This is a genomic window from Deefgea tanakiae (assembly GCF_019665765.1).
In the GTDB taxonomy this organism is placed as follows: Bacteria; Pseudomonadota; Gammaproteobacteria; order Burkholderiales; family Chitinibacteraceae; genus Deefgea; species Deefgea tanakiae.
The window spans coordinates 2,945,224-2,970,195 of the sequence record NZ_CP081150.1 but is presented as its reverse complement, the minus strand read 5'-3'; the positions used below and the strand labels follow the sequence as shown (position 1 = coordinate 2,970,195).

At 49.4% G+C, this 24,972-nt stretch carries 24 protein-coding genes and 1 other annotated feature; of the genes, 16 read left to right on the top strand and 8 right to left on the bottom strand.

Annotation, left to right across the window (positions count from 1 at the left end; all coding sequences use genetic code 11):
- The first annotated feature begins 11 nt into the window (after window positions 1-11).
- From K4H28_RS13870 to K4H28_RS13850, 5 genes are all read left to right on the top strand, one after another.
- On the top strand, window positions 12-1,694 hold the full coding sequence (locus K4H28_RS13870) for a GGDEF domain-containing protein (protein ID WP_221005741.1): 1,683 nt from the start codon (window positions 12-14) through the stop codon (window positions 1,692-1,694).
- Window positions 1,684-2,766, top strand: coding sequence for a tetratricopeptide repeat protein (locus K4H28_RS13865; RefSeq protein ID WP_221005740.1), 1,083 nt, complete (start codon window positions 1,684-1,686; stop codon window positions 2,764-2,766). Before K4H28_RS13870 ends, K4H28_RS13865 begins: the two co-directional genes overlap by 11 nt.
- 40 nt (window positions 2,767-2,806) lie before the next feature.
- Window positions 2,807-3,472, top strand: a complete 666-nt coding sequence (locus K4H28_RS13860) for an O-methyltransferase (RefSeq protein WP_221005739.1) — start codon at window positions 2,807-2,809, stop codon at window positions 3,470-3,472.
- A gap of 257 nt (window positions 3,473-3,729) precedes the next feature.
- A complete protein-coding gene (locus tag K4H28_RS13855; protein ID WP_221005738.1) occupies window positions 3,730-6,108 on the top strand; it encodes a tetratricopeptide repeat-containing sensor histidine kinase in 2,379 nt (792 codons plus the stop codon).
- Between the two features lie 586 nt (window positions 6,109-6,694).
- Window positions 6,695-7,156, top strand: coding sequence for a type IV pilin protein (locus K4H28_RS13850; protein ID WP_221005737.1), 462 nt, complete (start codon window positions 6,695-6,697; stop codon window positions 7,154-7,156).
- A gap of 1 nt (window position 7,157) precedes the next feature.
- On the opposite strand, the gene K4H28_RS13845 is transcribed toward K4H28_RS13850, so the two are convergent.
- Window positions 7,158-8,377 (bottom strand): IS3 family transposase gene (locus K4H28_RS13845; RefSeq protein WP_221005736.1). Its coding sequence is split into 2 segments (ribosomal slippage): window positions 7,158-8,098 and window positions 8,098-8,377, totalling 1,221 coding nucleotides; the frame shifts between segments, so codons are not numbered across the junction.
- Window positions 7,986-8,102, bottom strand: a sequence feature (AL1L pseudoknot). It overlaps the preceding gene by 117 nt.
- 40 nt (window positions 8,378-8,417) lie before the next feature.
- Here K4H28_RS13845 and K4H28_RS13840 point away from each other — a divergent pair.
- Window positions 8,418-9,371, top strand: coding sequence for a pilus assembly protein (locus K4H28_RS13840; protein ID WP_373312751.1), 954 nt, complete (start codon window positions 8,418-8,420; stop codon window positions 9,369-9,371).
- Window positions 9,372-9,373: 2 nt separating this feature from the next.
- Complete coding sequence (locus K4H28_RS13835) at window positions 9,374-10,036, top strand: TonB family protein (protein ID WP_221005734.1); 663 nt, start codon at window positions 9,374-9,376, stop codon at window positions 10,034-10,036.
- Between the two features lie 127 nt (window positions 10,037-10,163).
- Here the strand turns inward: K4H28_RS13835 and K4H28_RS13830 are convergent, their stop codons facing one another.
- The 6 genes from K4H28_RS13830 to K4H28_RS13805 form a co-directional block, all read right to left on the bottom strand.
- Window positions 10,164-11,156, bottom strand: coding sequence for a peptide ABC transporter ATP-binding protein (locus tag K4H28_RS13830; RefSeq protein WP_221005733.1), 993 nt, complete (start codon window positions 11,154-11,156; stop codon window positions 10,164-10,166).
- The gene (locus tag K4H28_RS13825) at window positions 11,149-12,132 is read right to left on the bottom strand and encodes an ABC transporter ATP-binding protein (RefSeq protein ID WP_221005732.1); all 984 of its coding nucleotides are present in this window, start codon (window positions 12,130-12,132) and stop codon (window positions 11,149-11,151) included. The genes K4H28_RS13830 and K4H28_RS13825 overlap by 8 nt, the downstream gene beginning before the upstream one ends.
- A gap of 10 nt (window positions 12,133-12,142) precedes the next feature.
- Window positions 12,143-13,048, bottom strand: a complete 906-nt coding sequence (locus K4H28_RS13820; protein ID WP_221005731.1) for an ABC transporter permease subunit — start codon at window positions 13,046-13,048, stop codon at window positions 12,143-12,145.
- A gap of 6 nt (window positions 13,049-13,054) precedes the next feature.
- Window positions 13,055-14,065, bottom strand: coding sequence for an ABC transporter permease subunit (locus K4H28_RS13815; protein WP_221005730.1), 1,011 nt, complete (start codon window positions 14,063-14,065; stop codon window positions 13,055-13,057).
- Between the two features lie 92 nt (window positions 14,066-14,157).
- Complete coding sequence (locus K4H28_RS13810) at window positions 14,158-15,756, bottom strand: ABC transporter substrate-binding protein (protein ID WP_221005729.1); 1,599 nt, start codon at window positions 15,754-15,756, stop codon at window positions 14,158-14,160.
- A 269-nt stretch (window positions 15,757-16,025) separates the two neighbouring features.
- Entirely contained in the window at window positions 16,026-16,793 is a 768-nt protein-coding gene (locus K4H28_RS13805; protein ID WP_221005728.1) for a DUF2189 domain-containing protein, read from the bottom strand.
- Window positions 16,794-16,984: 191 nt separating this feature from the next.
- Between K4H28_RS13805 and coxB the strand changes: the two genes are divergently transcribed.
- From coxB to K4H28_RS13780, 5 genes are all read left to right on the top strand, one after another.
- Window positions 16,985-18,091, top strand: coding sequence for a cytochrome c oxidase subunit II (gene coxB / locus K4H28_RS13800; RefSeq protein ID WP_221005727.1), 1,107 nt, complete (start codon window positions 16,985-16,987; stop codon window positions 18,089-18,091).
- A gap of 9 nt (window positions 18,092-18,100) precedes the next feature.
- Complete coding sequence (ctaD, locus tag K4H28_RS13795; RefSeq protein WP_221008062.1) at window positions 18,101-19,726, top strand: cytochrome c oxidase subunit I; 1,626 nt, start codon at window positions 18,101-18,103, stop codon at window positions 19,724-19,726.
- A gap of 155 nt (window positions 19,727-19,881) precedes the next feature.
- Window positions 19,882-20,385, top strand: a complete 504-nt coding sequence (locus K4H28_RS13790; protein WP_221005726.1) for a cytochrome c oxidase assembly protein — start codon at window positions 19,882-19,884, stop codon at window positions 20,383-20,385.
- On the top strand, window positions 20,382-20,570 hold the full coding sequence (locus K4H28_RS13785; protein WP_221005725.1) for a DUF2970 domain-containing protein: 189 nt from the start codon (window positions 20,382-20,384) through the stop codon (window positions 20,568-20,570). Before K4H28_RS13790 ends, K4H28_RS13785 begins: the two co-directional genes overlap by 4 nt.
- Window positions 20,570-21,436, top strand: a complete 867-nt coding sequence (locus K4H28_RS13780; protein WP_221005724.1) for a cytochrome c oxidase subunit 3 — start codon at window positions 20,570-20,572, stop codon at window positions 21,434-21,436. The genes K4H28_RS13785 and K4H28_RS13780 overlap by 1 nt, the downstream gene beginning before the upstream one ends.
- A 64-nt stretch (window positions 21,437-21,500) precedes the next feature.
- On the opposite strand, the gene K4H28_RS13775 is transcribed toward K4H28_RS13780, so the two are convergent.
- Complete coding sequence (locus K4H28_RS13775) at window positions 21,501-21,689, bottom strand: DUF2909 family protein (protein WP_221005723.1); 189 nt, start codon at window positions 21,687-21,689, stop codon at window positions 21,501-21,503.
- A 43-nt stretch (window positions 21,690-21,732) separates the two neighbouring features.
- Here K4H28_RS13775 and K4H28_RS13770 point away from each other — a divergent pair, with 43 nt between their 5' ends.
- Genes K4H28_RS13770 through cyoE form a run of 4 tightly spaced genes read left to right on the top strand, consistent with a single transcriptional unit; the run spans window position 21,733 to window position 24,785 of the window.
- Window positions 21,733-22,404 carry an SURF1 family protein gene (locus K4H28_RS13770; protein ID WP_221005722.1) on the top strand — a complete coding sequence of 224 codons (672 nt, stop codon included), beginning with the start codon at window positions 21,733-21,735 and terminating at the stop codon, window positions 22,402-22,404.
- Window positions 22,388-22,840 (top strand): hypothetical protein, encoded by a 453-nt coding sequence (locus K4H28_RS13765; protein ID WP_221005721.1) that lies wholly within the window; start codon window positions 22,388-22,390, stop codon window positions 22,838-22,840. Before K4H28_RS13770 ends, K4H28_RS13765 begins: the two co-directional genes overlap by 17 nt.
- A gap of 35 nt (window positions 22,841-22,875) precedes the next feature.
- A complete protein-coding gene (locus tag K4H28_RS13760) occupies window positions 22,876-23,886 on the top strand; it encodes a COX15/CtaA family protein (RefSeq protein ID WP_221005720.1) in 1,011 nt (336 codons plus the stop codon).
- A complete protein-coding gene (cyoE, locus tag K4H28_RS13755; protein WP_221005719.1) occupies window positions 23,883-24,785 on the top strand; it encodes a heme o synthase in 903 nt (300 codons plus the stop codon). Before K4H28_RS13760 ends, cyoE begins: the two co-directional genes overlap by 4 nt.
- Window positions 24,786-24,972 lie beyond the last annotated feature (187 nt).

Below are 24,972 nucleotides of genomic sequence, written 5' to 3'. Positions count from 1 at the left end.
ATTATTTATAAATGGTTAGCTGGCAATACTTTAACGTGGTTTTCGTTGTGAATATAACTTCATCGAGTGGCGAAGCGGTCACTACTCCTAGCAATATTGACGCTTTATTGCATAAAGCGCGGGCGCAGTATCGTGTCAATTGCCAAGAAACTCGCCAACTGGCGCAAGCGGCTCACACCGCATCAGAGTTGATTCGCTATACAGAAGGGTTAGCCCATGCCGAATTTCTGATCGGTAAAGCCCAGCTGATTTTAAATACACCAGAAATTGCACTGCCTACGCTGCGGTGTGCGCTCAAACGAGTTAAACCGTTCAATTTACCGAAGCTAGAAGCAGAAATCTTAGTGAGTCTGGCAACCGCTCAGCAAATGTTGGGCCAGTTCCATGCGGCATTTTTGTTGTGGTTAGATGCTTTACAAAGCGCGCTGCGCGCTAATGCTCGTGAATGCTACGTCGAGGCTTATTTAGGGCTGGGTGATTTGCACGTGCAGTGTGCCGATCCGAGTAAAGCTTTGCATTTCTTATCACTCGCGGTCGAGTGGGCTGATTTATCTGCTGATCAAGATTTATGCTGTAAAGCACGCTTGCATCTGGCTGCTGTTCTAGTCACATTGGAACAATACACCTTGGCTGAGCGTATTTTAATGTACGCGCAAACGCTATTAATTTTGCCATTACGCCGTGACTGGCAGGCTGAAATTTGTAATTACCTTGGCATGATTCATGCCGCGCAGCATGAAAATGAATTGGCATTGGCGAGCTTTAATGAAGCACTTAAAATCAACGCCGAGGCGGGTTTTTTGTGGGGGCAAACACTCAATTTGCTCGGTTTAGGCCGCTTAAAAGTGAGTTTGCAAGACACACAAGGCGCAGAGGCCGATTTGCAGCAAGCGCTTCACTATGCGACACAATTTAATGGTCTAAGCCTGTTGCAGCAAATCCATCATCAGCTGTATCAAATATACGAAGCACGTGGCGATTATGTACACGCGATGATGCATCACATCGGTTTTCACGATCACTTCATGAAATTGCAGCAGCAATTAACAGCAAGCAAACTGAGCGCGGTGGATGCGCGAAGATTGAGTCTGATTGAGATGAAGCTCAAACTATTGGCATCTGAGCTTGAAGTGACCCAGCTCAAACAGCAGCGCCATCAAGAATCAGGGCGTTTGCAAGCGCTAGAAAGTGCCGCTTATCGCGATGCCCTAACCGGTTTATACAATCGCCGTGCTTTAGACGAGCGCTTGCCGGAACTCATTCATGCTGCGAATGAAAATCAAGAAAGCCTATGGGCGATCATGATTGATTTTGATCACTTTAAACGTGTTAACGATCACTTTTCGCATCATATTGGCGATGTTGTGCTGCGCAATGGCTGCGCTGCGCTTGCAAAACTGACCCGTGAACGAGATATGCTGGCGCGTTATGGCGGTGAAGAGTTTGTGTTGATTGTGACGCACGTGGATGAGGCGATTGTTGGCAAAATTGCGGAGCGTATGCGGCGAGAAATCGAGCAATTACCGTGGGCGGATGTGCATGCAGGGCTTGAGATTTCAATTAGTTTGGGTGGAGCACAGTGGCAGCAAGGTCAAACGAGTGAGCAACTGATGTCACGCGCCGATCAAGCGCTTTATTTGGCAAAAGATGCAGGTCGAAATTGCGTGCGTTTTATGGGGGCGGATGATGCTTGAGCGTTCCCACGAAGACTTGATCGCACAATGCAATGAAATCGTTCGGCTTGCCGATCTGGATTATCCAAGCGCACTCGCGGCGGCTAAAGCGTTTTATCAAGACGCCTTGACGGCGCGCGTCCCCCGCCAGATCGCGTTGGCGATGCAAACAGAGGCGCGTGTATTGAAGCGCTTAGCCGATAAATCGGCGGCGATTCGATTGCAAAATGAAGTCATCCGCTACCTCAAGTACGAGCAACTCAATGAAGATTTAACTTCGGCCTATCGGGTGCTAGGCCAGATGTTGTATGACGCAATGGCGTATTTTAAGTCCTTAGACGCTTGGCTTACCTCGCTTGAGTTAGCGGGGCTGGATCACAATGTACAAGGCACTACCCTAGCGTATATTGGTATAGGCAAGTTCTACTATGCGCTAGGAGACTATACCAAGGCCATCTACTATCATCAGTTGGCTTTGTTGGCGGCAAAATCACTCAACCGCGTAGCCCTAAACGCTGAAATTAATATCAATATTGCTGCTGATGCATTTCGGCTGAGAGACTTTACTGTGGTGCTGCAGGCGCTCGATGAAGCGCAAAAAGCGTTTGATTCGGGCTATGATCGTCCTGCCTGGCTGGGCGAAGTCGTGTTTTATCGCGGAATGGTTTATTTTGAACTAAGCCAATTTGCCGAGGCGCAAGAGTTTCTGAGTCGCGCTTATAGCATTTATCGGAAATGCCGTAATTCATGGGGTGAAGGGCATGCCTTGCTGGCTTTAGGTCGCGCCTTTTTAAAGTTGGAAGAGCCAGAGCATGCGGTTGAGTGTTTGAGTGTCGCTTGTGAAATTTGCGATCAGAATCAATTGGCCGCGCTGGGTATTGAGGCGAATGAAATATTGGCCTATCTGTATGTCGATCTTGGCGATAATTTACAAGCTCTGCATTACCATAAGCGGCTACATAAATTGATTTGCCAAACTCAAACAGAGCAACGCTCAGTCTTGCGTTTAAGTCGACGCGCGCAGCAACGTTTGAAAGAGATTGAAATCGCCTTTGAATTGGCAAAACTGCAAGCGCGCTTAACTGGCGACTAGTCGCGGTATAATCCTTCTTTTGCCGCACTGTTGATATGCCATGTCTCGTGAAACACTCTCTCTCAATGATGAAATGCGTTCGTATTACTTGGATACCGCTTTGCGGGAGCCTGCGATATTGGGTGAGTTACGCGAATTCACTGCACAGCATAAGCAAGCCAAAATGCAGCTTTCTCCCGAGCAAGGGGCGCTATTGATTTTTCTATTGCGCTTGATTAAGGCACAAAAATACCTCGAAGTCGGCACTTTTACTGGCTATAGCTCAATTGCTGCCGCGTTGGCGATGGGGCCTACTGGCCGCGTAATTGCCTGCGATTTGGTCGAAGAGTTCACCAAAATTGCCCAACAATGGTGGAAAAAAGCGGGCGTTGAGTCGCAAATTACCCTCAAACTGCAGGCTGCTGTTTTCTCACTTGAAACGCTGGTGGCCGAAGGCCATTCCGCTACGTTTGATTGCATGCTCATCGACGCCGACAAGCCGTATTACCCAACCTACTACGATTTTGCTTTGCAGTTAGTGCGCCCTGGCGGGCTGATTATTTTGGACAATATGTTCCTCGGTGGCCGCGTTGCTAATCCGAAACCAAATCACCCCGCCAGCGTAAAAATCTTGCATGAATTTAATCGCCAGCTCCGTGATGATCCCCGTGTTGAGCATGCCATGCTCCCTGCTGGAGATGGTATGACTTTGCTATTTAAGCGCTAGGCTGATCGATCCTTAGTCATTTGCTATACGACTTAATCTTTTTTGTGCATAAGGCCTGCTGGTTGATGCATCAACTGAGTGGCGCTAAGCACGATTAGATCTCAAGTGCAGCACTTGCCTATCACCTGATCAGAAAAGTGCGCCTTGAAGCTCCTCAAATATGCCCGTCGCAGTGAGTGCGACGTCGGTCTTTTTGCCGTGCATTCTTTCAGCATGGCGGCTAAACTCAAGCGTTATCTTTTCAAGCCGCGACTATCATGCAGCTTTCGCAAGCCCATCCGATGAGTTCTATGCCTGAGTTTGCCGATCGAATCGCGCAGATCGAGCAACTATTACATCGCGATCGCGAGCTAGCGCAGCAAATGATTGAAGCACTGATGGCTGAATCAAGGCTTCAGCATGATGCTGTGGGCTTTATTCGTGCCATTGAGATGCAATCGCAAGTCACCTACGGCATCGCGATTTTAGATTTGCAGTACGAAGCGCTGCAAATGGCACAAAATCACCATCTGTTTGCTGCTGAAGCCCGATTACTCAATTTAATTGGGCGCGCTTACTACGCGGCTGCGCAATACCAAGAAGCGATGCAAACATGGGGGCGTTGCCTTGAAGTTGCCGAATTATCGGCAGAGTATGGCGCTTGGATTAAGGCCAAAATGGGCGTTGGGCAAATCTACGATGCCTTGGGCGACCCCAGCTCAGCAGTCGAAATGCACCAAGAAGCCATCGACCGAAGCCAAGTCTTGGGTGATGATTGGTTGCAATTACAAGCTCATATCAATTTAGGCGTGAATCTGCATCGGCTACGCCGCAGCGATGAAGCTTTAGCCGCTTTTAATTTTGCATTGGATACAGCACGGCAGCTCAATCATGAGGACGATGTAGCTGAGTGTTTAATGCGCATTGGCGAAGTCCAATTGGCGATGCATGTGTTTTCTCGGGCTGCGGTTTCGCTTGAGTCGGCACAAATCATTGCCGAGCGGAGCGGCTATAAATGGGCACTCACACAAATATTGCGTTTGCGGGCTGAGTGTTTTCTAAGCATGAATCAGCCCAAAGAAGCGCTGCAGCAAATCTATCATGGCATTCAAGTCGCCGATGAAGCGGGCGCCCTACACCCAAAAATGCTTTTATTGAATTTGCAAAGCCAGATTTGTGAGCGAGTTGGCGATCTCGCTGTTGCGCTTTTAGCGCAGCGCGAAGCGCAGCGGATCGAGCTGCAAATCCATCAAGCGGCTCGCCGTGACCCTTTGCAGCAAGTTGCGCAGCTGTCTGGTTTATTACACAACCCCGATCAAATATTGTTGGATTTAGCGAGCAATCTGTCGATAGAAAATAATGATTTACTCAGCTTAAGTACTACCCTGTGTGTCACGGCATGTCGGGCACTTAAAGTCGCTCAGGCGAGTTTCTGGCAATGGTCAAAGCCTGATTGCCTCAGTTGTATCGCTCGTAGTAACGCCCAAGCAGAGCCTCTTGTACTTGGTCCTGATGTTGAGCGCGAATCATTATCGGCCTTGCTAAGGCAATTAGAGGCGGGTGAAATCATTATTGCGCATTCAGCGGCGCAACATTTATTCACTTGGCAGTGGAGCGAGTACGCGTTGCAAGCGCAAGGCATTGCTGCGGTCTTGTTGATTCCGGTTCGCTTAAATAATGAAACCATAGCGATGCTGGCTTGCGAGCATTTGGGTGGACAAAGAAACTGGCGTCGTGATGAAGTGCAACATGCTCAGCAATTAGGCTTGTTGGCAACCCGAGCATTAGCGCAGTATCGGCAGCAATCCTATGTAGAACAAATCGCAGGACTCAATACCCGCCTACAACAACAGAATGATGAATTAGAAACCCGCGTCAATGAGCGTACGCAAGCGCTTGAGCAAGCGCGCGGGAAGTTAGTGCAAGCAGAGAAACTGGCTGCCTTAGGTCATTTAGTCGCTGGATTTGCCCATGAGTTGAATACACCCTTAGGCAGTATTTTGACGGCATCGACCACGCTGACTTCACAAAGTCGTGCCATCAATCAGCAACTGAAAAGCGGAGCGATCAAGAAATCACAAGTTGATCAGTACTTGGTGCAAGGCCAAGAGATTAGCGAGCTGATCGAACGAAATGCGCGTCGAGCCAGTGATTTGATTCATGATTTAAAGCAATTAAGCAGCGAAAGGCCATCGCACGATACGCAAACAGTGTGTCTGTTTGATGTGCTAGACAATGTCATTCAGCATTTAACCCTGCCAGAGCAGCATCGCTTGATCACAATAGAAAATCGAATCGATCCGCAACTGACACTCAATAGTTATCGCAGTGAAATCGAGATGATTCTGAATCAACTGATTCAAAACTCATTACTACATGCTTTTACGCCTAATTCGGCAGGCAAAATTGAGATTGAATCGATGATCACTGCGGATCATTTAATCAGTCTGATCTATCACGATAACGGTGTGGGGATTGAACCAGCGGCGCAGAAAAGAGTATTCGATCCTTTTTACACCACCCAATTTGGTCAAGGCCGCAGCGGACTCGGCCTCTATCAAGTCTATTCAGTAGTTCATGGCCGCTTGGGTGGCGACATTTCGCTCAGTAGTACGCCCACCCAGGGCACACAGATTACAATTACGCTGCCATTTTAAGCAAAACTGGCTTTTACTTTTCGCCCAATACCCAAAATCAATCTTCCTCATCGTCCCGCATTACACGAAGCACACTAAAGCGGTTGATCTCACTTTAGATAGAGCATGGTGCTGCGCAACGAGATCATGTGTATTTAATCGATGGTACTCAACAGCTGACCGGATGAATTTGGTGGTATGCACGGAAATACGCGAAGCTCTACACGTTTTATTGGAGTGGGTCGCATTTGTTCTGACAGAGGTTGTAATGCAGCGGCACTGAGAGCGGTAGCTCGATTAAATCAGGATATCTTTATTTAGATCAGTTAGTTAGCTAGCACAATCGGTCAGCTTTGCCAATTACTGAAACATCTGTTCTATTTTCGATCAGCGGAACAAGTTCTTAGCATATAAGCATCTCATAATATATTAATGCTTGAGCCGTCTATCAATAGACCAGCATTAAACCTCGCTTCAAGTAGTTGCTGACCACACGTTTGATTGTTGCATCAACCCAATTTTGTTGGGTCAATCGGCGCAATGACTTAACGTGGTTTTTATTGGCAGTACAAAAATTGCAAGTTTGAACAAAGAAAGGTTAACAGTTATGTCAAAAGCTGCAGGTTTTACCTTGATCGAATTAATGATCACGATCGCCATTATTGGTATTTTGGCGTCCATCGCCATCCCTGCCTATGGCGATTATGTGCGCCGCGCTAAAGCGCTTGAAGCGGCGAGTTCGCTCTCGACGTTACGACTCAAGCTTGAGCAGTTTTATCAAGATAACCGCAACTACGGTGCCTCAAATCAATGTGGCTATAACACCAGTCAAGTAGTCAGCCTAACGAGTGATCGATTTTTTACGATTAGCTGTGCGCTAGCAGCTGATGCACAAAGCTACACTTTAAAAGCCACAGGCAGTCTGCAGTCGAGTAACGATCATATTTACACGCTGACCGACACTAATGTGAAGGCAACGACCAAATATAAAGGTGCGGCTGTATCAGGTAAGGCCTGCTGGTTAGTCTCAGTGAATCGCACCGAGTTTCGCGGAGGCTGTTTGGTTTGAGTCAGACCAACACGGCCTGCTCGCTTTGATTACGATAATAGTTTGCCTCTGCTTCCGCGGGTGGAATGTGGCCAATCGACCCCAGCAAACGATGCTGATTGAACCACGAAACCCATTCCAATGTCGCTAGTTCCACGGATTCTAGACTTTTCCAAGGTCCCAAACGGTGAATCACTTCTGTTTTGTAGAGCCCGTTAATCGTCTCTGCTAATGCATTGTCGTAACTATCACCGGTCGTGCCAACGGATGGCTCGATGCCAGCTTCAGTCAATCGTTCGGTGTAGCGAATCGAAACATATTGCGAACCTCGGTCGCTGTGATGAATCAACGCCTCACGCTCTGGCTGTCGCGCCCAAAGGGCTTGCTCCAACGCATCCAGCACAAACTCGGTTTGCATGTTGCGGCTCACTCGCCAGCCCACGATATAACGAGCAAAAACATCGATCACAAAAGCTACATAGACAAAGCCTTGCCAAGTCGACACGTAGGTAAAATCCGACACCCAGAGTTGATTCGGTCGTTCGGCTACGAATTGACGATTTACATGATCGCGGGGGCAAGCAACGGCAGGATCGGGACGTGTCGTTCGCACCGCTTTGCCACGCGATACGCCGCGTAAACCGAGGCTTCGCATCAAGCGTTCAACGGTACAGCGCGCCACAGTATGTCCATCTCGCTTGAGCTGCCGCCATACTTTTACCGCACCGTACACCTGATGATTCAATTGCCAGACACGCTCAATTTCACCGCTCAGTTGCTCATCACGAATGGTACGCTGACAACGCAAAGCTGGATTGCGCAGCCGAGCGGCGTAACGTCGATAGGCTGACGGGGCGACCTGTAATAGCTTGCAGATCGGCTCGACCCCGTGCTGCTCACGGTGGGTATCGATGAATCCTCTTACGATTTCAAGCGGCGGTCGAGCTCCGCCTGTGCGAAATACGCGCTGGCCAGTCGCAGAATTTCGTTGGCTTTTTTAAGTTCGCGCACTTCGCGTTCTAGCGCTTTAATGCGTTCGTTCTCTGCTGAATTTTTGTTGGCTTGAACGGTATCGCCACCTTGCCGACAGCACCATGTGCGCAGCGTTTCTGGCGTGCAGCCTATTTTGCTGGCAATTGAAACGAGGGTTGCCCATTCAGATGGATATTCGGCAAGGTGCTCAATGACCATGCGAACAGCCCGTTCGCGGACTTCGGGGGAAAAGTGAGTTGATTTCTTCATAGCGCCATTCTCTCAAGAATTGGAGCCGCCGCGAAACCCGGTGCGATTCAATATATCCCCCGGTGACGGGGTGGGTCGCTTGTTTGTACTCAATGCGGCAACAGGCGAAAAAATTCGAGAGATTTCGACAGGCGTTGGCAATGTAGGTACGCCAAGTGGCTTAGCTCGCGTCAATATCTGGGTCGACTCCGAAGGCGATAATACGGCTGACCGCGCTTATGCTGGTGATCAACTTGGCAATGTTTGGCGCTTTGACATTAATAACGATATCGGTGCTTCAGGATATGACGCTCAGAGATTAGCAACACTAACGGTTGGCAATACGCCTCAGCCCATTACGATCAAACCAGAAGTGGCAGTTGTTAAGCAAAATGGCATCAACTACAAAGTCGTGCAGATTGGAACTGGGCGTTTATTGGGCAATAGCGACTTGGGCAGTACGGGAGTTCAGTCGGTCTATGCAATCAAGGATCTGTCAACCGACACAGGCTGGGGCGATTTCCGAGTCTCACCAAACTCAGTGAAGCAAACACTCACTGACGGTGAAATCAACGGCAAAAAAGTACGCACAGCGAGCAAAAATAGTATGGATTGGTCGCTCAAAAATGGCTGGTATGTTGATTTACCGACTGCAGGTGAACGCGTAAATATTGATATGCAGCTGCAGCTCAATATTTTAGCCGTTGCTGGTAATGTACCTAGTAACAATGCCAGCAATCCATGCAGTGCAGGTGGCGGTTATGCGTGGATGTATTATTTTGATCTCGAGACGGGGTCATTTGTACCTAGCGTTAGCAATGATAAGGTAGGTGAGCTGATTCCCGGTAATAAACTTGCCGCCGGCCTTAAACAGGTTCGATTGCCTAACGGACGAGTGGTCAGCATAGTCAATGGAACGGACGGGAGCCTGACCCCGGTAGACACTCCGGCTGGCGCCTCTGGCGTAATTGGCCCAGCAAAGCGGACCTCTTGGCGTGAGCTGAATCACGATTGAGTATGTCAACCGTAAAGCAAGAGCTAAAGCGTGATTTGCCGCCACTGCCTGTGGCGGCATTGTTATCGCTTGGTTTACATGTGATTGCTTTTTTACTACTACTACACGGGCTACTTCAGGTGGGAAAAACCACCAAGCCAACACAGCTGGCGCCCTTGCAAGTCAGCCTACTCGGAGTAAAGACTAATAACAAAACCGACTCCGCCACTAAGACCCTCTCGAATTCTGATAAAGCACTTAAAGCACCGCTTGAATCTGAATATCAACCGCAAAAAACATCGGTGGCGACTCAAATAACGCCCATTGAGTCAGAAATAGCCGCGCCAACGGTATATTGGCCACGTAGCCAGTTGTCAACGCAGCCCCAATTACAAACGACGATTACGCTTGCTTATCCTGAAGATTTTGAGCACAAGCAAGCTCACTATGAGACCGTTCTGAGTGTCTATATCAACGAAAATGGTCAAGTTGATCGAGTTGAAATAGAAGATCCTGAGTTTCCTGAGTCACTGGCACAATCTGCGATCAGTGCTTTTCAAGCCGCTACTTATCAACCTGGTGCGCGCGAGCATCAAGCGGTCAAAGCTCGCATCCGAATTGCCATCAGCTTTGATACCTTCACAGCCCCGAATACGCAGAGCGAAACGCAAAGCTTGGGTGAGTGAAAAAGCCACGCGGCGAACCAAGCGCTGAGACAGCCATTACCCAAGTTCTTACTATAAAAAGCGTTTGCCGCGTTGTCTTAGAGGATGAATTAGACTCACGGTTTTGCTACCAATCGACTTAAAAGTATTAAGCTACAGATTCAATTTCTTCTAAGCGATGGCAGGCAATCATTCTGCTTGAGTACATCCGAAGTTGCGGTACTTCTGACTTGCATTGCTCGCTGGCATAGGGGCAGCGCGTGTGGAACGTACAGCCCGCTGGTGGGTTGATTGGTGAAGGTAATTCACCGACCAGTTTGATTTTTTCCCTACGATTTTCGGCGCGGATCGCCGGCGTTGCCGACATCAGAGCGCGTGTATACGGATGAAGTGGTGCCTCGAAAATGATCTGCTTAGGGCCGTATTCTACAGTGCTACCAAAATACATCACCATCACATCATCAGCGACATGCTCGACAACGGCGAGATTGTGGCTGACAAACACATAAGCAGTACCAAGCTGCTCTTGCAAATCCATAAATAGATTTAAAATCTGCGCTTGAATCGATACGTCGAGCGCAGAAGTTGGCTCATCGGCAACCAATACAGCAGGTTGCAACATCATCGCGCGTGCAATTGCAACGCGCTGACGCTGACCGCCAGAAAACATATGCGGGTAACGGTGATAATGTTCAGGCCGCAGGCCGACGGTTTTTAGCATCTCATGAACGCGGGTTTTACGTTCTTCTGCGTTCAACTCTGTATTGAGCAGTAGTGGCTCGCTCAGCATATCGCCGATGGTTTTGCGTGGATTCAAGCTGGCGAATGGGTTTTGAAACACCATTTGGACTTTCGGCCGCAAGAATTTAAGTGCACTTTTTCCTGCTGTGGCGATATCGATTTCGTCGATGGTTAAATGGCCTGATGAGGGTTCTTCAATCAGCGTGAGTTGGCGCGCTAGCGTTGACTTGCCACATCCCGACTCGCCAACAACGGCCAATGTTTTGCCAGCATAAAGCTCAAAAGACACGTCATTCAGCGCTTTAACAGTCGCCATGCCTTTGAGAAAACCACGTGCCACTTTGTAATGCCGCGATAGATTTTTGGCGACCAGAATGGGGGTTCGAGTAATGTCATTCATGGCTAGGTATACCGTTGAAGTCAAGTGGGGTAAAACAGCGCACGCTGGTACCTGATATGGGTACTAGCGGTGGTTTTTGTTCAATACAGCTTTGGTTGGCGTACGGGCAGCGTGGGCTGAGTAAGCAGCCGGCGGGTCTATCGTATTGCCCCGGCACGACGCCAGCGAGCGTTGCAAGGCGGCGTGCGCCTTTGCTGTGCTCAGGAATCGAGCTCAGTAGCGCTTGCGTATACGGGTGGCGTGGTGCAGCAAAAAGCGCGTCGGTGTTGCTGGTTTCAACAACTTCACCCGCGTACATGACGACCATGCGTTCGGCGATTTCAGCGACGACGGCCAGATCGTGAGTGATTAAAATCAGCGCCATATCATTCTGCTTCTGCAGATTGACCAGCAGCGCCATAATTTGCGCCTGCACCGTCACGTCGAGCGCGGTGGTCGGCTCGTCGGCGATCAACAGCTTGGGTTTACAGGCAATCGCCATCGCAATCATCACCCGCTGACTCATGCCGCCGGATAATTGATGTGGATAGGCATTCAGGCGCGATTTGGCATCGGGGATTTCAACTTGTTCGAGCAACTCCAACGCACGTGCCGTTAAAGCTGCACCGCGTAGTGGGGTATGTTGCTTGAGCGTTTCCATCAATTGGTAGCCAACGGTATACGCTGGATTTAAGCTGGTCAGTGCATCTTGGAAAATCATCGCAATATCGCGACCAATGATTTGGCGCTTTTGCGCGGGCTTCATGCCGATCAAATCTTGACCAGCAAAAGTGAGCGCATCAGCGGTGACAATACCGGGTGCATCGATCAGGCCCATCATCGCTAGCATTGTCACTGATTTGCCCGAGCCCGATTCGCCGACAATACCAATAATTTCACCGGTGTTGATGCTTAAATCAAGGCCAGAAACCGCGCGAAATGGATTGCTGCCCTTACCAAACGTGACATTCAGATTGCGGATGTCTAATAAACTCATTTTATTGACCTCACGCCAGTTTTTTTAGTTTCGGGTCGAGCGCATCACGCAGCCCGTCACCCATTAGATTCAGCGCAATCACGGTAATCAGAATTGCAATGCCGGGCATCGTAACGACCCACCAAGCGCTTTCGATGTAATCGCGTGCTGAGGCTAACATCGTGCCCCATTCAGGCAACGGTGGTTGTGCGCCCAAACCTAAAAAGCCCAGTGCGGCGGCATCCAAAATGGCCGCAGAGAACCCGAGCGTCGCTTGCACGATGAGCGGGGCCATGCAGTTCGGTAGCACGGTATTGAACATCAAGCGCAATTGACCCGCGCCAGCTAAGCGGCTAGCAATCACATAGTCTTTGTGCAATTCGGTCATCGCCGAAGCACGCGCTAAACGCACGTAAGAGGGGAGCGAAACAATCGCAATCGCCAGCATGGTATTGGTTAAGCCTGGCCCTAAAATCGCGACAATCGCCACGGCCAGCAGCAATGATGGCAAGGCCAACATCACGTCCATCAGGCGCATGATGGCATCACCAATTTTGCCCGGATAAAACGCGGCGATTAGGCCGAGAATCACGCCAGGGATCAGCGAGAGTAAGACCGATACCAAACCAATCGTGAGCGACAACTGTGAGCCATGCATGAGGCGCGACAAAATATCGCGGCCCACTTCGTCGGTGCCGAGGATAAATTTCCAAGAGCCACCTTCTGCCCAAACGGGAGGGGTGAGAAAAGCATCACGGTATTGCTCGATAGGGCTGTGTGGTGCTAGCACAGAGGCAAATACTGCTACTAGCACTAAACAGACGAAATACAGCAAGGCGATCAGCGCGCCACGATTAGCGCGGAACGATTGCCAAAACTCGGCCAGCGGTGATGGATGTGAAAATTGAACTTCTGTTGTAGAGGCAGCGGTTTGCATTTCACCTTACCTCGCGTGACGAATACGTGGATTGATAACGCCATACAAGATATCAACCAGCAAGTTAACAAAAATAATCATCGTAGCGATGAGCAAAATACCGCCTTGCACAACGGGGTAATCGCGGCGTGAGATCGAATCGATCAGCCATTTACCAATCCCAGGCCAAGAGAAAATCGTCTCGGTGAGTACCGCGCCAGCCAGCAGTGTGCCAACTTGCAAACCAATCACGGTGACGACCGGCATTAGCGCATTACGCAGCGCGTGAACCAAAATGATGCGCGAGCGCGAAAGGCCCTTGGCACGTGCGGTGCGGATATAGTCTTCGCGCAGCACTTCTAGCATGGATGAGCGAGTCATCCGTGCAATAACGGCCATTGGAATCGTACCGAGTACGACTGCCGGTAAAATCAAATGCATCACCGCTGATTTGAAGGCACCTTCTTCACCCGATAGCAAAGTATCAATCAGCATAAATCCGGTCACGGGGGTAATATCGTATTCCAAAGAAATACGCCCTGATACCGGTGTCCAGCCCAGATGGACCGAAAACAGCATAATAAGAATCAAGCCCCACCAGAAAATCGGCATTGAATAGCCGGTGAGTGCAGCGCCCATCACCGTATGGTCGATGACCGTACCTCGTTTGGTGGCCGCGAGCATACCTGCTGCCAAACCAAAGACAACGGCAAATAGCATCGCACAGAGCGATAGCTCAACGGTAGCGGGGAATAATTTGAGAAACTCAGCCATCACGGGTTCGTGCGTGACCATGGATTCACCGAGATTGCCTTGCAATAAATTGCGCAGATAATCCCAATATTGCACGTATAAAGGCTGGTCGAGTCCTAAGCGCTGCATCGCGGCGCGATAAAATTCAGGGTCAAGGCGGCGCTCGCCGACCAGCAGCAAAACAGGGTCGCCCGGAATCATATGAATCAGCGCAAAGGCCAGTAGCGTAATACCCAAGAAAGTAGGAATTGCGACTGAGATGCGCTTGAAGATAAAGCTAAACATAAGCACTCTCCCCGTCAAAAACAGCACGGGTGGTTAGACGATAAGGCATAGAAAAGGCCCAATCCCTGCTCGGGATTGGGCGCAGTAGTGAATTATTTTACAGTCACGCCGTAAAATGAATTGAGACCAAACGGGCTGACTTTAAAGCCTTCAACTGATTTGCTCACAGGTTGGTAGACGGTGGAGTGCGCAATCGTCGTCCAAGGCAGTTCACGTTTGAAGACTTCTTGGGCTTTTTCGTAAAGCTTGGTGCGCTCAGCTTGATTGCTCAACGTACGTGCTTTCACGACCATGTCGTTGAACTCTTTATTGCACCAGCGTGCGTAGTTGTTACCACCCACCGCTTCGCAACCCAAGTTCACGCCCAACCAGTTGTCTGGATCACCATTGTCGCCAGTCCAGCCAATCATCAATGAGTCGTGCTCACCCGCTTTGGCGCGCTTGATGTATTCGCCCCATTCATAGCTAACAATTTTCGCTTTGATGCCGACTTTGGCCCAATCGGCTTGAATCATTTCAGCCATCAATTTGGCATTAGGATTGTACGGACGTTGTACTGGCATCGCCCATAGCGTGATTTCAGTGCCTTCAGGAACGCCGGCTTTTTTTAGCAGGGCTTTCGCTTTCACTGGATCGTAAGCCGCATCTTTGAGTTTTTTATTGTATGACCATTGCGTTGGTGCCATTGGATTGGTGGCTGGTTGACCTGCACCTTGGTAGACCGCAGCCAAAATGGCGGGTTTATTAATCGCCATATCGAGTGCTTGGCGCACTTCGAGTTTATCCATTGGCTTGTGTTCGACGTTGTAGCTCAACCAGCCCACGTTAAAACCAGCTTGTTTTAGAAGATTCAATTTTGGATTGGCTTCAATTGATTTCAAATCAGCGGGACGCGGGTAGGCCATCACTTGGCATTCATTTTTTTGCAGTTTTTGGTAGCGAACCGAAGGGTCTGTCGTGACAGCAAAAATCAATTTGTCGAGCTGTACTTCACCTTTGCGCCAGTAGTCTTTATTACCGTCGTAGCGAATATTCGAGTCTTTTTGATAGCTACGGAAAACAAAGGGGCCAGTGCCAATCGGTTGTGTATTAATTTGATTCGCTTTACCTGTTTTCAGCAATTGATCGGCGTATTCAGCGGAGTGAATCGACGCAAACGACATTGCCAAGTTTTGTAAGAAAGCGGCATCGACCGTTTTGAGTTTGACGCGAACCGTATGCGCGTCAACTTTTTCAATCGCGGCAATATTGGTATCCAAGCTCATGTCGGAAACATAAGGGAAATCAGCCGGTGCGGCTTTATTGAACGGATGATTTTTGTCAATCATGCGCTGGAGCGTAAACACAACGTCGTCAGCGTTAAACTCACGCGTTGGTTTGAAGTACGGGGTGGTATGAAATTTAACGCCTTTGCGTAAATTGAAGGTGTACGTTAGGCCATCGGCAGACACATCCCATTTCTCAGCTAGACCTGGGCGGATTTGCGTTGAGCCGCGCTCAAATTCAGTGAGTCGGTTAAAAATCGTTTCGGCTGATGCATCAAAATCCGTGCCAGTCACTTGGCGAGTAGGATCAAAACCGGAAGGACTTGCTTCGGAGCAATAGATCAATGTTTTATTGGCTGCCAGTGTGGTCCCCGCCAGCAAGGCTAGCGTCGTGGCCAGCATCAGTTTGCGTAATTCAAATTGCATTGAATATTCTCCGAAGTAATAAAAAAGGCCGTCGATTGTGTTCAATCTAACGGCCATGCTAAAGGGTAAGCGCAAGCATCCAAATCGGGATTATCCCGCACGAGCTCAGTTTTTCTGATTTCCGTCAAGATGCAGAGAGTGTGTATTTTTACTCAAGCAGTTTCTTGTCAGCGTCCCAATTCGTGTAACTGATAAGAGAAAATTATAAGTAGGCCGATTAAATACGTCAGTACTGCCAGTCTCCGTCAGCATGTAGAATGCATGAATCATTACTCAACCAGTTCCTTGTAGGCGTACCAAGTAGCATGCCCAAGTAGCGGAAAAATGACGATTAGGCCAATCAAGTAGGTAGCAAAACCAATCGCAGTGAGCCCAACCAAGATAGCAGCCCACACGATCATGGCGGGAATATTTTCTGCCACTGCACGTAGGCTAGTCATCATTGCGGTAACGCTATCAACTTCACGATCAGCAAGCATCGGAATTGAAACGGCGGTTAGCGCAAAGACAAAACAAGCCAACACAAATCCTGATGCCGCCCAAATGATGGTAAACGGTAGCATTTCACCTGTGAGTGAAGCAAGAATTGAATCCGTGCTGGTAATTTGCTGTGGCACCATTAAGGCAAATAAAATTGCAGATGCGCGTTCCCACGCAATGGCCACCATGGCCAAAATCACGCCTAAAAATGCTAATTGCCCACCGTTTTTATATAGATCGTGAATCGATTGCATAAATGAAGTTTCTCGTTCCTCGTCACGTTCACTAGTCAATTCATAAATCCCCGCGGCACCTAAGGGGGCGAGCAGCAAAAAGCCGGTAATTGCCGTGGTAAATAAATGAAGATTTTGCTGTGAAAAAAGCAATAAACCACCACCAATCACAGCAATCAGCACCCCATACATCAAGCTAGGTGCAGGATGCTTCATCATGTCAGCCCAACCCATTTGTAGCCAAACTAATGGACGATTGATGGCTATTTTTCGAGTTACCGGCATGGTGAAGTGTTGGTCGAGTTCGTTGAGATGTAAGTCCATGATGTCGCCCTCCCAGAGCAAATCACAACAATGAGTGATTAGCTTTTTGATAGTCGTAACTGAGTTTATTTTCTACGTTTTCAGATAAGCGGCCATTGTTGCTTTGCAGCAATTTTCTATATTAATTCAAAGACTTGCACCTTATGAAATCTCAGCTAGTGTAAAAGCACAAGTTAGCTGGAGACGGACGAATGCTCAGACGTCTATTGGGTGTAGGTGCTTTTTTCGCAGCGCATTGGGCGTGCGCGCAAGATGCAATGTGGTCCTTCCAGCCCCCTGTGACGGGTATTGCTCGGCAAATTGAATCCCTGCACACATGGCTGATGTTAGTGATTTTTGTGATTTTCTTTTTGGTATTTGGCTTTATGTTTTACGCCATTTTGCGCCATAGAAAATCACTCGGGCACGAGGCCAAGCCGTTTCATGAAAACACCTTGGTTGAAATTCTGTGGACCTTGATACCCGCCATTATTTTGCTGGGCATGGCGTGGCCAGCCGCCAGTGTGATTTTGGCGCAAAAAAACACGCACGGCGCCGACTTTACGATTAAAGCGACGGGATTTCAGTGGTTTTGGTCTTACGACTACTTGGATCATGGTTTTGGCTTCAAAAGTAAGCTAGCCACCCCACGCGAGCAAATTGAAAACTTCGATGGTCGAGGTCAGGCGAAAACTGAGCACTATTTACTGGCAGTCGATGAGCCTGTCGTGGTGCCTGTTGGCAAGAAAATTCGTATTCTCACCACCAGTAATGACGTGATTCATAGCTGGGGGGTGCCTGCCTTTGGCGTCAAGCAAGACGCCATTCCCGGTTTTATTCGCGATACCTGGTTTAAAGCCGAAAAAATCGGCACTTACCGTGGGCAGTGTGTTGAGTTATGCGGTAAAGATCATGCATTTATGCCGATTGTGGTGCAGGTTGTTTCTGAGGATGATTTTTCTAAGTGGATCGCCACTCAACAAGCGCGCGCAAAAGCGGCCAAAGATGACCCGAATAAAGCATGGACTCGGACTGAATTGATCGCCCGCGGGCAGCAAGTATATGAGGCCAATTGCGCGTCTTGCCATAAATCGAACGGTATTGGTGGTGGCGCATATCCTGCCATCGTAGGCTCAAAAATTGCCACGGGTGCCAAAGCAGCGCATATCGATTTGGTCTTGCAGGGCAAAAATGCAATGCCAGCTTGGTCGGCATTATCGGATGTGGAATTGGCGGCAGTATTGAGCTATCAGCGCACTAGCTGGGGCAATCAGGCCGACATCGTGATGCCTGCTGAAATTCGTGCGGCGAGAAAATAAGGACGAATGATGAGCTCAGACACTTTGCACCATACCGATCATGGACTTGCCACTCATCACCCGCAAGGTGGTTGGCAGCGTTGGCTGTATGCGACCAATCATAAAGACATCGGCACGCTGTATTTATGGTTTGCCTTTGTCATGTTTATAACGGGTGGCGTGATGGCGCTGGGGATACGTGCCGAACTTTTTCAGCCAGGATTACAGTATTGGCAACCGGAGTTTTTCAATCAGCTGACCACACTGCACGGCATTATCATGGTCTTTGGCGCGATTATGCCGGCATTTACCGGCCTAGCAAACTGGATGTTGCCACTGATGATTGGTGCGCCCGATATGGCCTTCGCGCGGATGAATAACTGGAGTTTTTGGCTCTTACCGCCCGCTGCGGCGCTGTTGATTATTTCTTTGTTTGTACCGGGTGGCGCGGCAGGCGGCGGCTGGACTTTATATCCCCCCTTATCGATTCAAAGTGGTATGGGGATGGATTTAGCGATCTTTAGTATTCATCTACTGGGATTGTCGTCGATTATGGGCTCAATCAACATCATCACTACGGTGCTCAATATGCGTGCACCTGGCATGACTTTACTCAAAATGCCTTTGTTTGCGTGGACTTCACTGGTTACAGCTTATTTGCTGATTGCCGTTGCGCCGGTGCTCGCAGGCGCGGTGACGATGCTACTGACGGATCGACATTTTGACACGCATTTTTTCAAAGCGGCTGGCGGTGGTGACCCAGTACTGTTTCAGCATATTTTCTGGTTTTTCGGCCACCCCGAAGTCTACATTATGGCGCTACCCGCTTTTGGGATTGTGAGCCAGATTATACCTGTATTCTCTCGCAAGCCTTTGTTTGGCTATGTTTCAATGGTATACGCCACTTGCTCGATCGCTATTTTGTCATTTATGGTCTGGGGGCACCATATGTTTGCGGTAGGGATGCCCGCTACGGCACAACTCTTTTTTATGTTTTTGACCATGTTGATTGCCGTACCGACCGGCGTGAAAGTATTTAATTGGATCGCCACGATGTGGCAAGGCAGTTTGACATTTGAAACCCCGATGCTGTTTGCGATTGGCTTTGTCTGTCTATTCACCGTAGGTGGTTTTTCTGGCTTGATTTTGTCGATTGCCCCAGTCGATACCCAGATGCACGACACCTATTATGTGGTGGCACATTTTCATTATGTATTGGTCGCTGGCGCTCTATTTAGCTTGTTTGCAGCCGTATACTATTGGTTGCCGAAGTGGACTGGTTATATGTACCACGAAGGCCGCGGCAAGTTTCATTTCTGGTGGTCGATGATCTGGTTCAACGTCACCTTCTTTCCGATGCACTTTTTGGGCTTGGCCGGAATGCCGCGCCGAATTCCCGATTACGCGCTGCAATTTACTGACTTTAACGCCATCGCCAGCGTCGGCGCATTCTGTTTTGGCCTTGGGCAAATTTTCTTCTTCTTTAATGTGATTCATACCATTCGCGGCGGTGTTGGTCCTGCCCCGAGCAGCCCATGGGAAGGAGGTAATACCTTGGAGTGGGAGGTGCCGTCACCCGCGCCACACCATACATGGGAAACACCACCCGATTTAGCAACCGTGCAGCGCGGTTTGCGCGCGCAGGCGGTGGAGTAAAGCATGAATGCCAATCAAAAAACTGCGCTAAAACTCACTATGCTCGCGGCGATATTTTTTGCGCTAGTGATTGTTAGGCAAATCGTCATTGATGGGTAATGCGCTACATCAATTGAATTGAATGGCTCTGCTGAATATACATATCGAGATGCCTCATGACGAGCTTGGCACAACGTAATCAAAAAATGGCAATCAAGCTGGCGGTGATTGCTTTGCTGATGTTTGGCTTTGGCTACGCTTTATCACCCTTGTATGTGGCATTTTGTAAAGCGCTAGGTATCGACCAGGCGCAAGCATCGATTACCCAATCGAGTGCCGCGTTAAGGCTTGAGTTCGATACGAATGTCGCCAGTGGCGTTGCGGCGACGATTCAGGCTTTAGACACCGTGCAAATGGCGCAAGCGGGTGGCATTGTGAAAACGCGATTTTTACTGGCGAATACCTCCGATCAGCCACTTAAATTACGCGCCATTCCAAGTTTCGCTCCGGTACGCGCTGCAGGCTTATTGCAAAAATTGGAATGCTTTTGTTTTGATGAATTGGTGTTGCAAGCCAACGAACGACGTGAAGTAACGGTGGTGTTATTGGTAGCCGATCAGCTGCCCGCAGAGATGGGCGCGGCAACTTTATCGTATAGCTTGCAGGCGGTGGCGCAATGAGCGAAGTGCTGGCCGCATTCAAAGCGGTAATGGCCGGATTTTTTGGGGTTCGCAGCAGGAAAAATGCTGAGCAAGCGCCTATTAAGTTGCGGCACATCATCGTGTTAGGTTTGGTTTCTGCTGCAGCTTTGGTGGTGCTCATGCTGGTTGTAGCGCGCTATCTCGTGATGAATGGAGGTGGGTAATGAATGTGGAAAATGGCGTTCACGATGCACATTATTTTGTGCCCGCCCCATCACGCTGGCCGGTCGTCGGTGCGATTGCTTTGTTTTTTCTGGGCTTGGGGGCTGCATTTAGCCTCAATAAGATGAGTTTCGGTAATTGGAGTTTATTGCTGGGTTTTGCGATCTTGCTCTGGATGCTGCTGGGCTGGTTTGGCGATGTGGTTAAAGAATCAGAGGCCGGTCATTATGGGCAGCAAGTGGATTATTCATTTCGATGGGGGATGAGCTGGTTTATTTTTTCTGAGGTGATGTTTTTTGCGGCCTTCTTTGGGGCGCTCTTTTATACCCGATTGATTTCAGTGCCTGAATTGGGTTTTTTTAGTGATACCCAAAAGCTACTTTGGCCAGCTTTTTCATCATCATGGCCGCTGGCAACGGGGCCTAAAACCAGTGATTACCAGATTATGGGCGCGATGGGACTGCCTGCAATCAATACCGCGATTTTACTCACTTCGGGGGCGACGCTGACGTGGGCGCATTGGGCCTTAATTGGGAACAAGCGCGAGCAATTGAGCTGGGGCTTGGGCATCACGGTGCTTTTGGGCGCGCTATTTCTGAGTTTGCAAGTTTATGAGTATCAGCATGCATGGCGCGAACTCAATCTCACGCTTGCGTCTGGAGCGTATGGTGCAACGTTTTATATGCTGACCGGCTTTCATGGCCTACATGTGCTGGTGGGTACACTGATTTTGGCGGTGATGTGGTTGCGGGTGCAACGCGGACACTTTACGCCGCTGCATCATTTTGGCTTTGAAGCGGCAGCGTGGTATTGGCATTTCGTAGATGTGGTGTGGTTGCTGCTGTTTATCTTGGTGTATTGGCTCTAAGCAAAGCTATTTTTGCTGCAGCAGGCTTTAGCCAAGCCGCTGTTTGGATCGTGTTGTTAACCGTTCAGAAATTAGGTCGGATCCAGCCCATCAGGCCAGCTAGTATTAAAAATATAAACAGCGAGATCGACAGCCCAACGCGCCAAGTCAATGCCAAAAGCAGGCCATGCGAAGTACCACGAACTAAACGAGTTAAGGCTTGGCTCATCAACACAATGATGGCAAGGAGCACAATGATGACAACAATTTTCATAACAAACCCTCCTCTTCATCAGACTAGGCCAAGTGGCCAAGTTTTGCGCAAGCGTCAGTACGCAGCTTTGTGTTCGCTGGCGGCCTTGGTCTTGTTGACTGCTGTATTGGGTATTTGGCAACTCTGGCGTGCGCAGCAAAAACAAATTTTGCTCAGTGAAATTGAGGCGCAGCAAGCCTTGCCTGAATTGGCATGGTCAGCCGGTGTGCCGCCGCCTTGGCGCGTACTTAAGCTCGAAGGGATATGGCTGAGTCAGGCAGAAATCATGCTGGATCAGCGTGTATTGAATGGTCGCGTGGGCTATCACCTGATTACGCCGTTTCAGCTCAAAGATGGCAGTATCGTGATGGTCAATCGCGGCTGGTGGTCGCCCGGTGAACGTTTACAGCCCCCGATTGCAGAAGGCGCGCCCAGCATCGTCGCACAGCCATTACCGCGTTACTTTGAGCTGAGTGACACGCCAATTCAAGGTCGAGTATTTCAAAATCTAGACCTGGGCCGTTTTGCTGCGTGGGCGCATTTGCCGATTGCCACGACTTATGGCATAGCCAAAGACGCGCCGCTAGGTATTCAGCCCTTGCCTATCCATCCACCCTTACCTTATCAGCGGCATTTAGCTTATGCCTTAAGCTGGTGGTGTATGACTGGTTTTGGTGTTTTTCTATGGCTGCGTTTTTATCGGGCAACAAAGGCGGTGTATGTCTCCAAAGACTAAATCTAGATTGATCTTGCTGGCTATACTGCTGATTTGTCTTGTGCCGATTCTTTTAGCGCAATGGTTGTGGAGTCGCGGTGAGATTCAAGGGGGCAATAGCTACGGGAAACTCATCGCGCAACCCGCCATCGAGCGTGATGCGCAGTGGCGTTTATTGGCGCATGACCCCGCGGGCTGCTCGGCTCAAGTGCAAACGCTAGCGCAAAGTGCCATTCAATTGCAAACAGCACAAGGCAAAGAGCGTGATCGCATCCGTAGTGTCGCCGCTTGCGATCGCCGTTTGCCACAGCAGTTTGCGCTGGGGCTCTATCTGATTGACCCACACGGTAATGCCGTCATTTTTTATCCCCCCGAGCAACTCGCGCAAATTGAAGGGCGGCAAAAAGTCATACGCGAAATTGGCAAAATCCTAAAAAACAATCGCGGTTTAGGCTAAAGCAGGCCATCTGACGCTCACTGGATGATGATCCGATGAAAATTAAAACGCTATTTATTGTGGTGATCTGCTGGACATTGGCGTTGATCATGCTCGGCGCGTATGTGCGTTTAGCCGATGCGGGTCTCGGTTGCCCAGATTGGCCCGGCTGCTACGGGCAATTGACCGCGCCCGATGAGGCGCATGAAATACATTTTGCACAACAGCGATTTGGCGGAGAAATCGACCCATTCAAAGGCTGGGTCGAGATGAGTCACCGCTATATTGCTGGCATTTTGGGCGTATTGGTCTTGATACTTTGCACCGCTTTGCTGATGCTGAGAAAGCAGTTTGATCTGCCTGCATGGTTGATTATTTTGCCCCTGTTGGTGATTGTATTTCAGGCGCTGCTGGGCATGTGGACGGTCACTCTAAAGCTAATGCCCGCTGTAGTGACTGCGCATTTGCTAGGTGGCATGACTTTGCTGGCGGTGTTGGTGGCTTTGTTTGGCCGTTGTTTTGGACAGACAAGAACAGATTTAGCCAACACACGGCCTTGGTTTCTGGCTGCCTTAGCTGCTGTGATCGTGCAAATCATCTTGGGGGGCTGGGTGTCGACCAATTACGCGGGTTTGGCCTGCAACGACTTTCCGCTATGCCAAGGGCAATTAATGCCACCGGAAGGATTTATGACCGCATTACGACCTGATCGAGCATTGGGGCGTGATGTTTACGGCGAACTGTTAACCATCGATCATTTGGCTGCGATTCATTGGCTGCATCGTTTGGGCGCAGTGCTGGTGCTGCTGATCGTGGGTGGGCTTGCGATCAAATTACGTCGAGCGATGCCTTATTTCGCGTTAGTTTTAGTCGTGGCTTTGTTGCTGCAAGTGCTCTTGGGCATCTTGAATGTTTTGGCGGCTTTGCCGCTGGTTTTGGCCGTCGCGCACAACGGTGGCGCAGCAATACTCCTCTGTATATTGGTGTACGGCTATATGCTCGTGCCACGGCTAGTGGCTGGGCGAGTCAAGGCAATATCGCCTGAAATGATAAGGAGTACGCCATGACGAGTTTGGTACTCATCGGCGCTGATCGCCGTGCTGATTTATTTCGCCTAGGCAAGCCGCGCGTTGTTGCCTTGATTGTCTTTTGTGCCTTGATTGGGATGCTGCTCGCTGTGCCTGATGTGAGTCAGTGGCGATTGATGATGGCGGCCAGTATAGGCATTGGCTTGGTCGCCACCGGCGCTGCCGCGGCCAATTGTGTTTTTGAGCGAAAGCGGGATGCACTGATGGTGCGTACCCATTTGCGGCCTTTGCCGCAAGGTACGCTGTCTTGGCAGGTTGCAGCGAGCTATGCCGTTTTTTGTGCTGCGCTCGGATTGCTAATTTTGGCGCTGTTCGTTAATTTATTAACGATGTATCTCACGCTAGCAACCTTTTTTGCTTATTCAGTGGTCTATACCCAATGGTTGAAACCTAGAACCCCGCAGAATATTGTGATTGGTGGTGCGGCAGGTGCGATGCCGCCGGTGTTGGGTTGGGCGGCGATGAGCAATGCCGTGCAGCCTGAAGCGGCGGTTTTATTCTTAATCATTTATGCATGGACGCCTCCGCACTTTTGGGCTTTGGCACTCTATCGTTTGGATGATTATCGTCGGGCTGGCTTGCCAATGTTGCCGGTGACGCATGGAGCGCCATTTACCCGGTTGGCGATTTGGCTGTATTCATGGATTTTGGCTGCCACGACTTTATTACCGGTCGCCTTGGGATTTTCATCTTGGTTCTATTTGTCGGTGGTGTTGCTGCTGAACTTTCAATTTCTTGCCCGAGCGTGGCAGCTGTATCGGCAGCCAAGTGATGATTTGGCGAAGGCTTTATTTCGATACTCAATTAACTATCTAGCTTGGCTATTTACTGCCTTACTGGTTGATCATTATGCACAGGCCATTCAGCCTTGGTTTTGATTCCTCCTTAGGGATTAATAATTATTAAGAACAACTTCATCGCGCGATCTATTTATTGCACTGATCTTCCCTCATCATCAATGCTGATTTACCTTGCGCAACAAGGGTTGACCCACTTTTTAGGGGCGTGACTTGCGAAGATTATTTACTGTTGGTTTAAGCTAAAAGTCGTTATGCTGTTCAAATT

What these genes read in the sequence shown, in the direction of transcription:
- K4H28_RS13870 (WP_221005741.1), top strand. Translation starts at nt 12, where the DNA reads ATGGTTAGCTGGCAATACTTTAACGTGGTTTTCGTTGTGAATATAACT.
- K4H28_RS13835 (WP_221005734.1), top strand. Translation starts at nt 9,374, where the DNA reads ATGTCAACCGTAAAGCAAGAGCTAAAGCGTGATTTGCCGCCACTGCCT.
- K4H28_RS13860 (WP_221005739.1), top strand. Translation starts at nt 2,807, where the DNA reads ATGTCTCGTGAAACACTCTCTCTCAATGATGAAATGCGTTCGTATTAC.
- K4H28_RS13825 (WP_221005732.1), bottom strand. Translation starts at nt 12,132, where the DNA reads ATGAGTTTATTAGACATCCGCAATCTGAATGTCACGTTTGGTAAGGGC.
- K4H28_RS13815 (WP_221005730.1), bottom strand. Translation starts at nt 14,065, where the DNA reads ATGTTTAGCTTTATCTTCAAGCGCATCTCAGTCGCAATTCCTACTTTC.
- K4H28_RS13830 (WP_221005733.1), bottom strand. Translation starts at nt 11,156, where the DNA reads ATGAATGACATTACTCGAACCCCCATTCTGGTCGCCAAAAATCTATCG.
- K4H28_RS13765 (WP_221005721.1), top strand. Translation starts at nt 22,388, where the DNA reads ATGTCTCCAAAGACTAAATCTAGATTGATCTTGCTGGCTATACTGCTG.
- K4H28_RS13760 (WP_221005720.1), top strand. Translation starts at nt 22,876, where the DNA reads ATGAAAATTAAAACGCTATTTATTGTGGTGATCTGCTGGACATTGGCG.
- K4H28_RS13785 (WP_221005725.1), top strand. Translation starts at nt 20,382, where the DNA reads ATGAGCGAAGTGCTGGCCGCATTCAAAGCGGTAATGGCCGGATTTTTT.
- K4H28_RS13805 (WP_221005728.1), bottom strand. Translation starts at nt 16,793, where the DNA reads ATGGACTTACATCTCAACGAACTCGACCAACACTTCACCATGCCGGTA.
- K4H28_RS13820 (WP_221005731.1), bottom strand. Translation starts at nt 13,048, where the DNA reads ATGCAAACCGCTGCCTCTACAACAGAAGTTCAATTTTCACATCCATCA.
- coxB (WP_221005727.1), top strand. Translation starts at nt 16,985, where the DNA reads ATGCTCAGACGTCTATTGGGTGTAGGTGCTTTTTTCGCAGCGCATTGG.
- K4H28_RS13865 (WP_221005740.1), top strand. Translation starts at nt 1,684, where the DNA reads ATGATGCTTGAGCGTTCCCACGAAGACTTGATCGCACAATGCAATGAA.
- ctaD (WP_221008062.1), top strand. Translation starts at nt 18,101, where the DNA reads ATGAGCTCAGACACTTTGCACCATACCGATCATGGACTTGCCACTCAT.
- cyoE (WP_221005719.1), top strand. Translation starts at nt 23,883, where the DNA reads ATGACGAGTTTGGTACTCATCGGCGCTGATCGCCGTGCTGATTTATTT.
- K4H28_RS13850 (WP_221005737.1), top strand. Translation starts at nt 6,695, where the DNA reads ATGTCAAAAGCTGCAGGTTTTACCTTGATCGAATTAATGATCACGATC.
- K4H28_RS13790 (WP_221005726.1), top strand. Translation starts at nt 19,882, where the DNA reads ATGACGAGCTTGGCACAACGTAATCAAAAAATGGCAATCAAGCTGGCG.
- K4H28_RS13855 (WP_221005738.1), top strand. Translation starts at nt 3,730, where the DNA reads ATGCAGCTTTCGCAAGCCCATCCGATGAGTTCTATGCCTGAGTTTGCC.
- K4H28_RS13775 (WP_221005723.1), bottom strand. Translation starts at nt 21,689, where the DNA reads ATGAAAATTGTTGTCATCATTGTGCTCCTTGCCATCATTGTGTTGATG.
- K4H28_RS13780 (WP_221005724.1), top strand. Translation starts at nt 20,570, where the DNA reads ATGAATGTGGAAAATGGCGTTCACGATGCACATTATTTTGTGCCCGCC.
- K4H28_RS13810 (WP_221005729.1), bottom strand. Translation starts at nt 15,756, where the DNA reads ATGCAATTTGAATTACGCAAACTGATGCTGGCCACGACGCTAGCCTTG.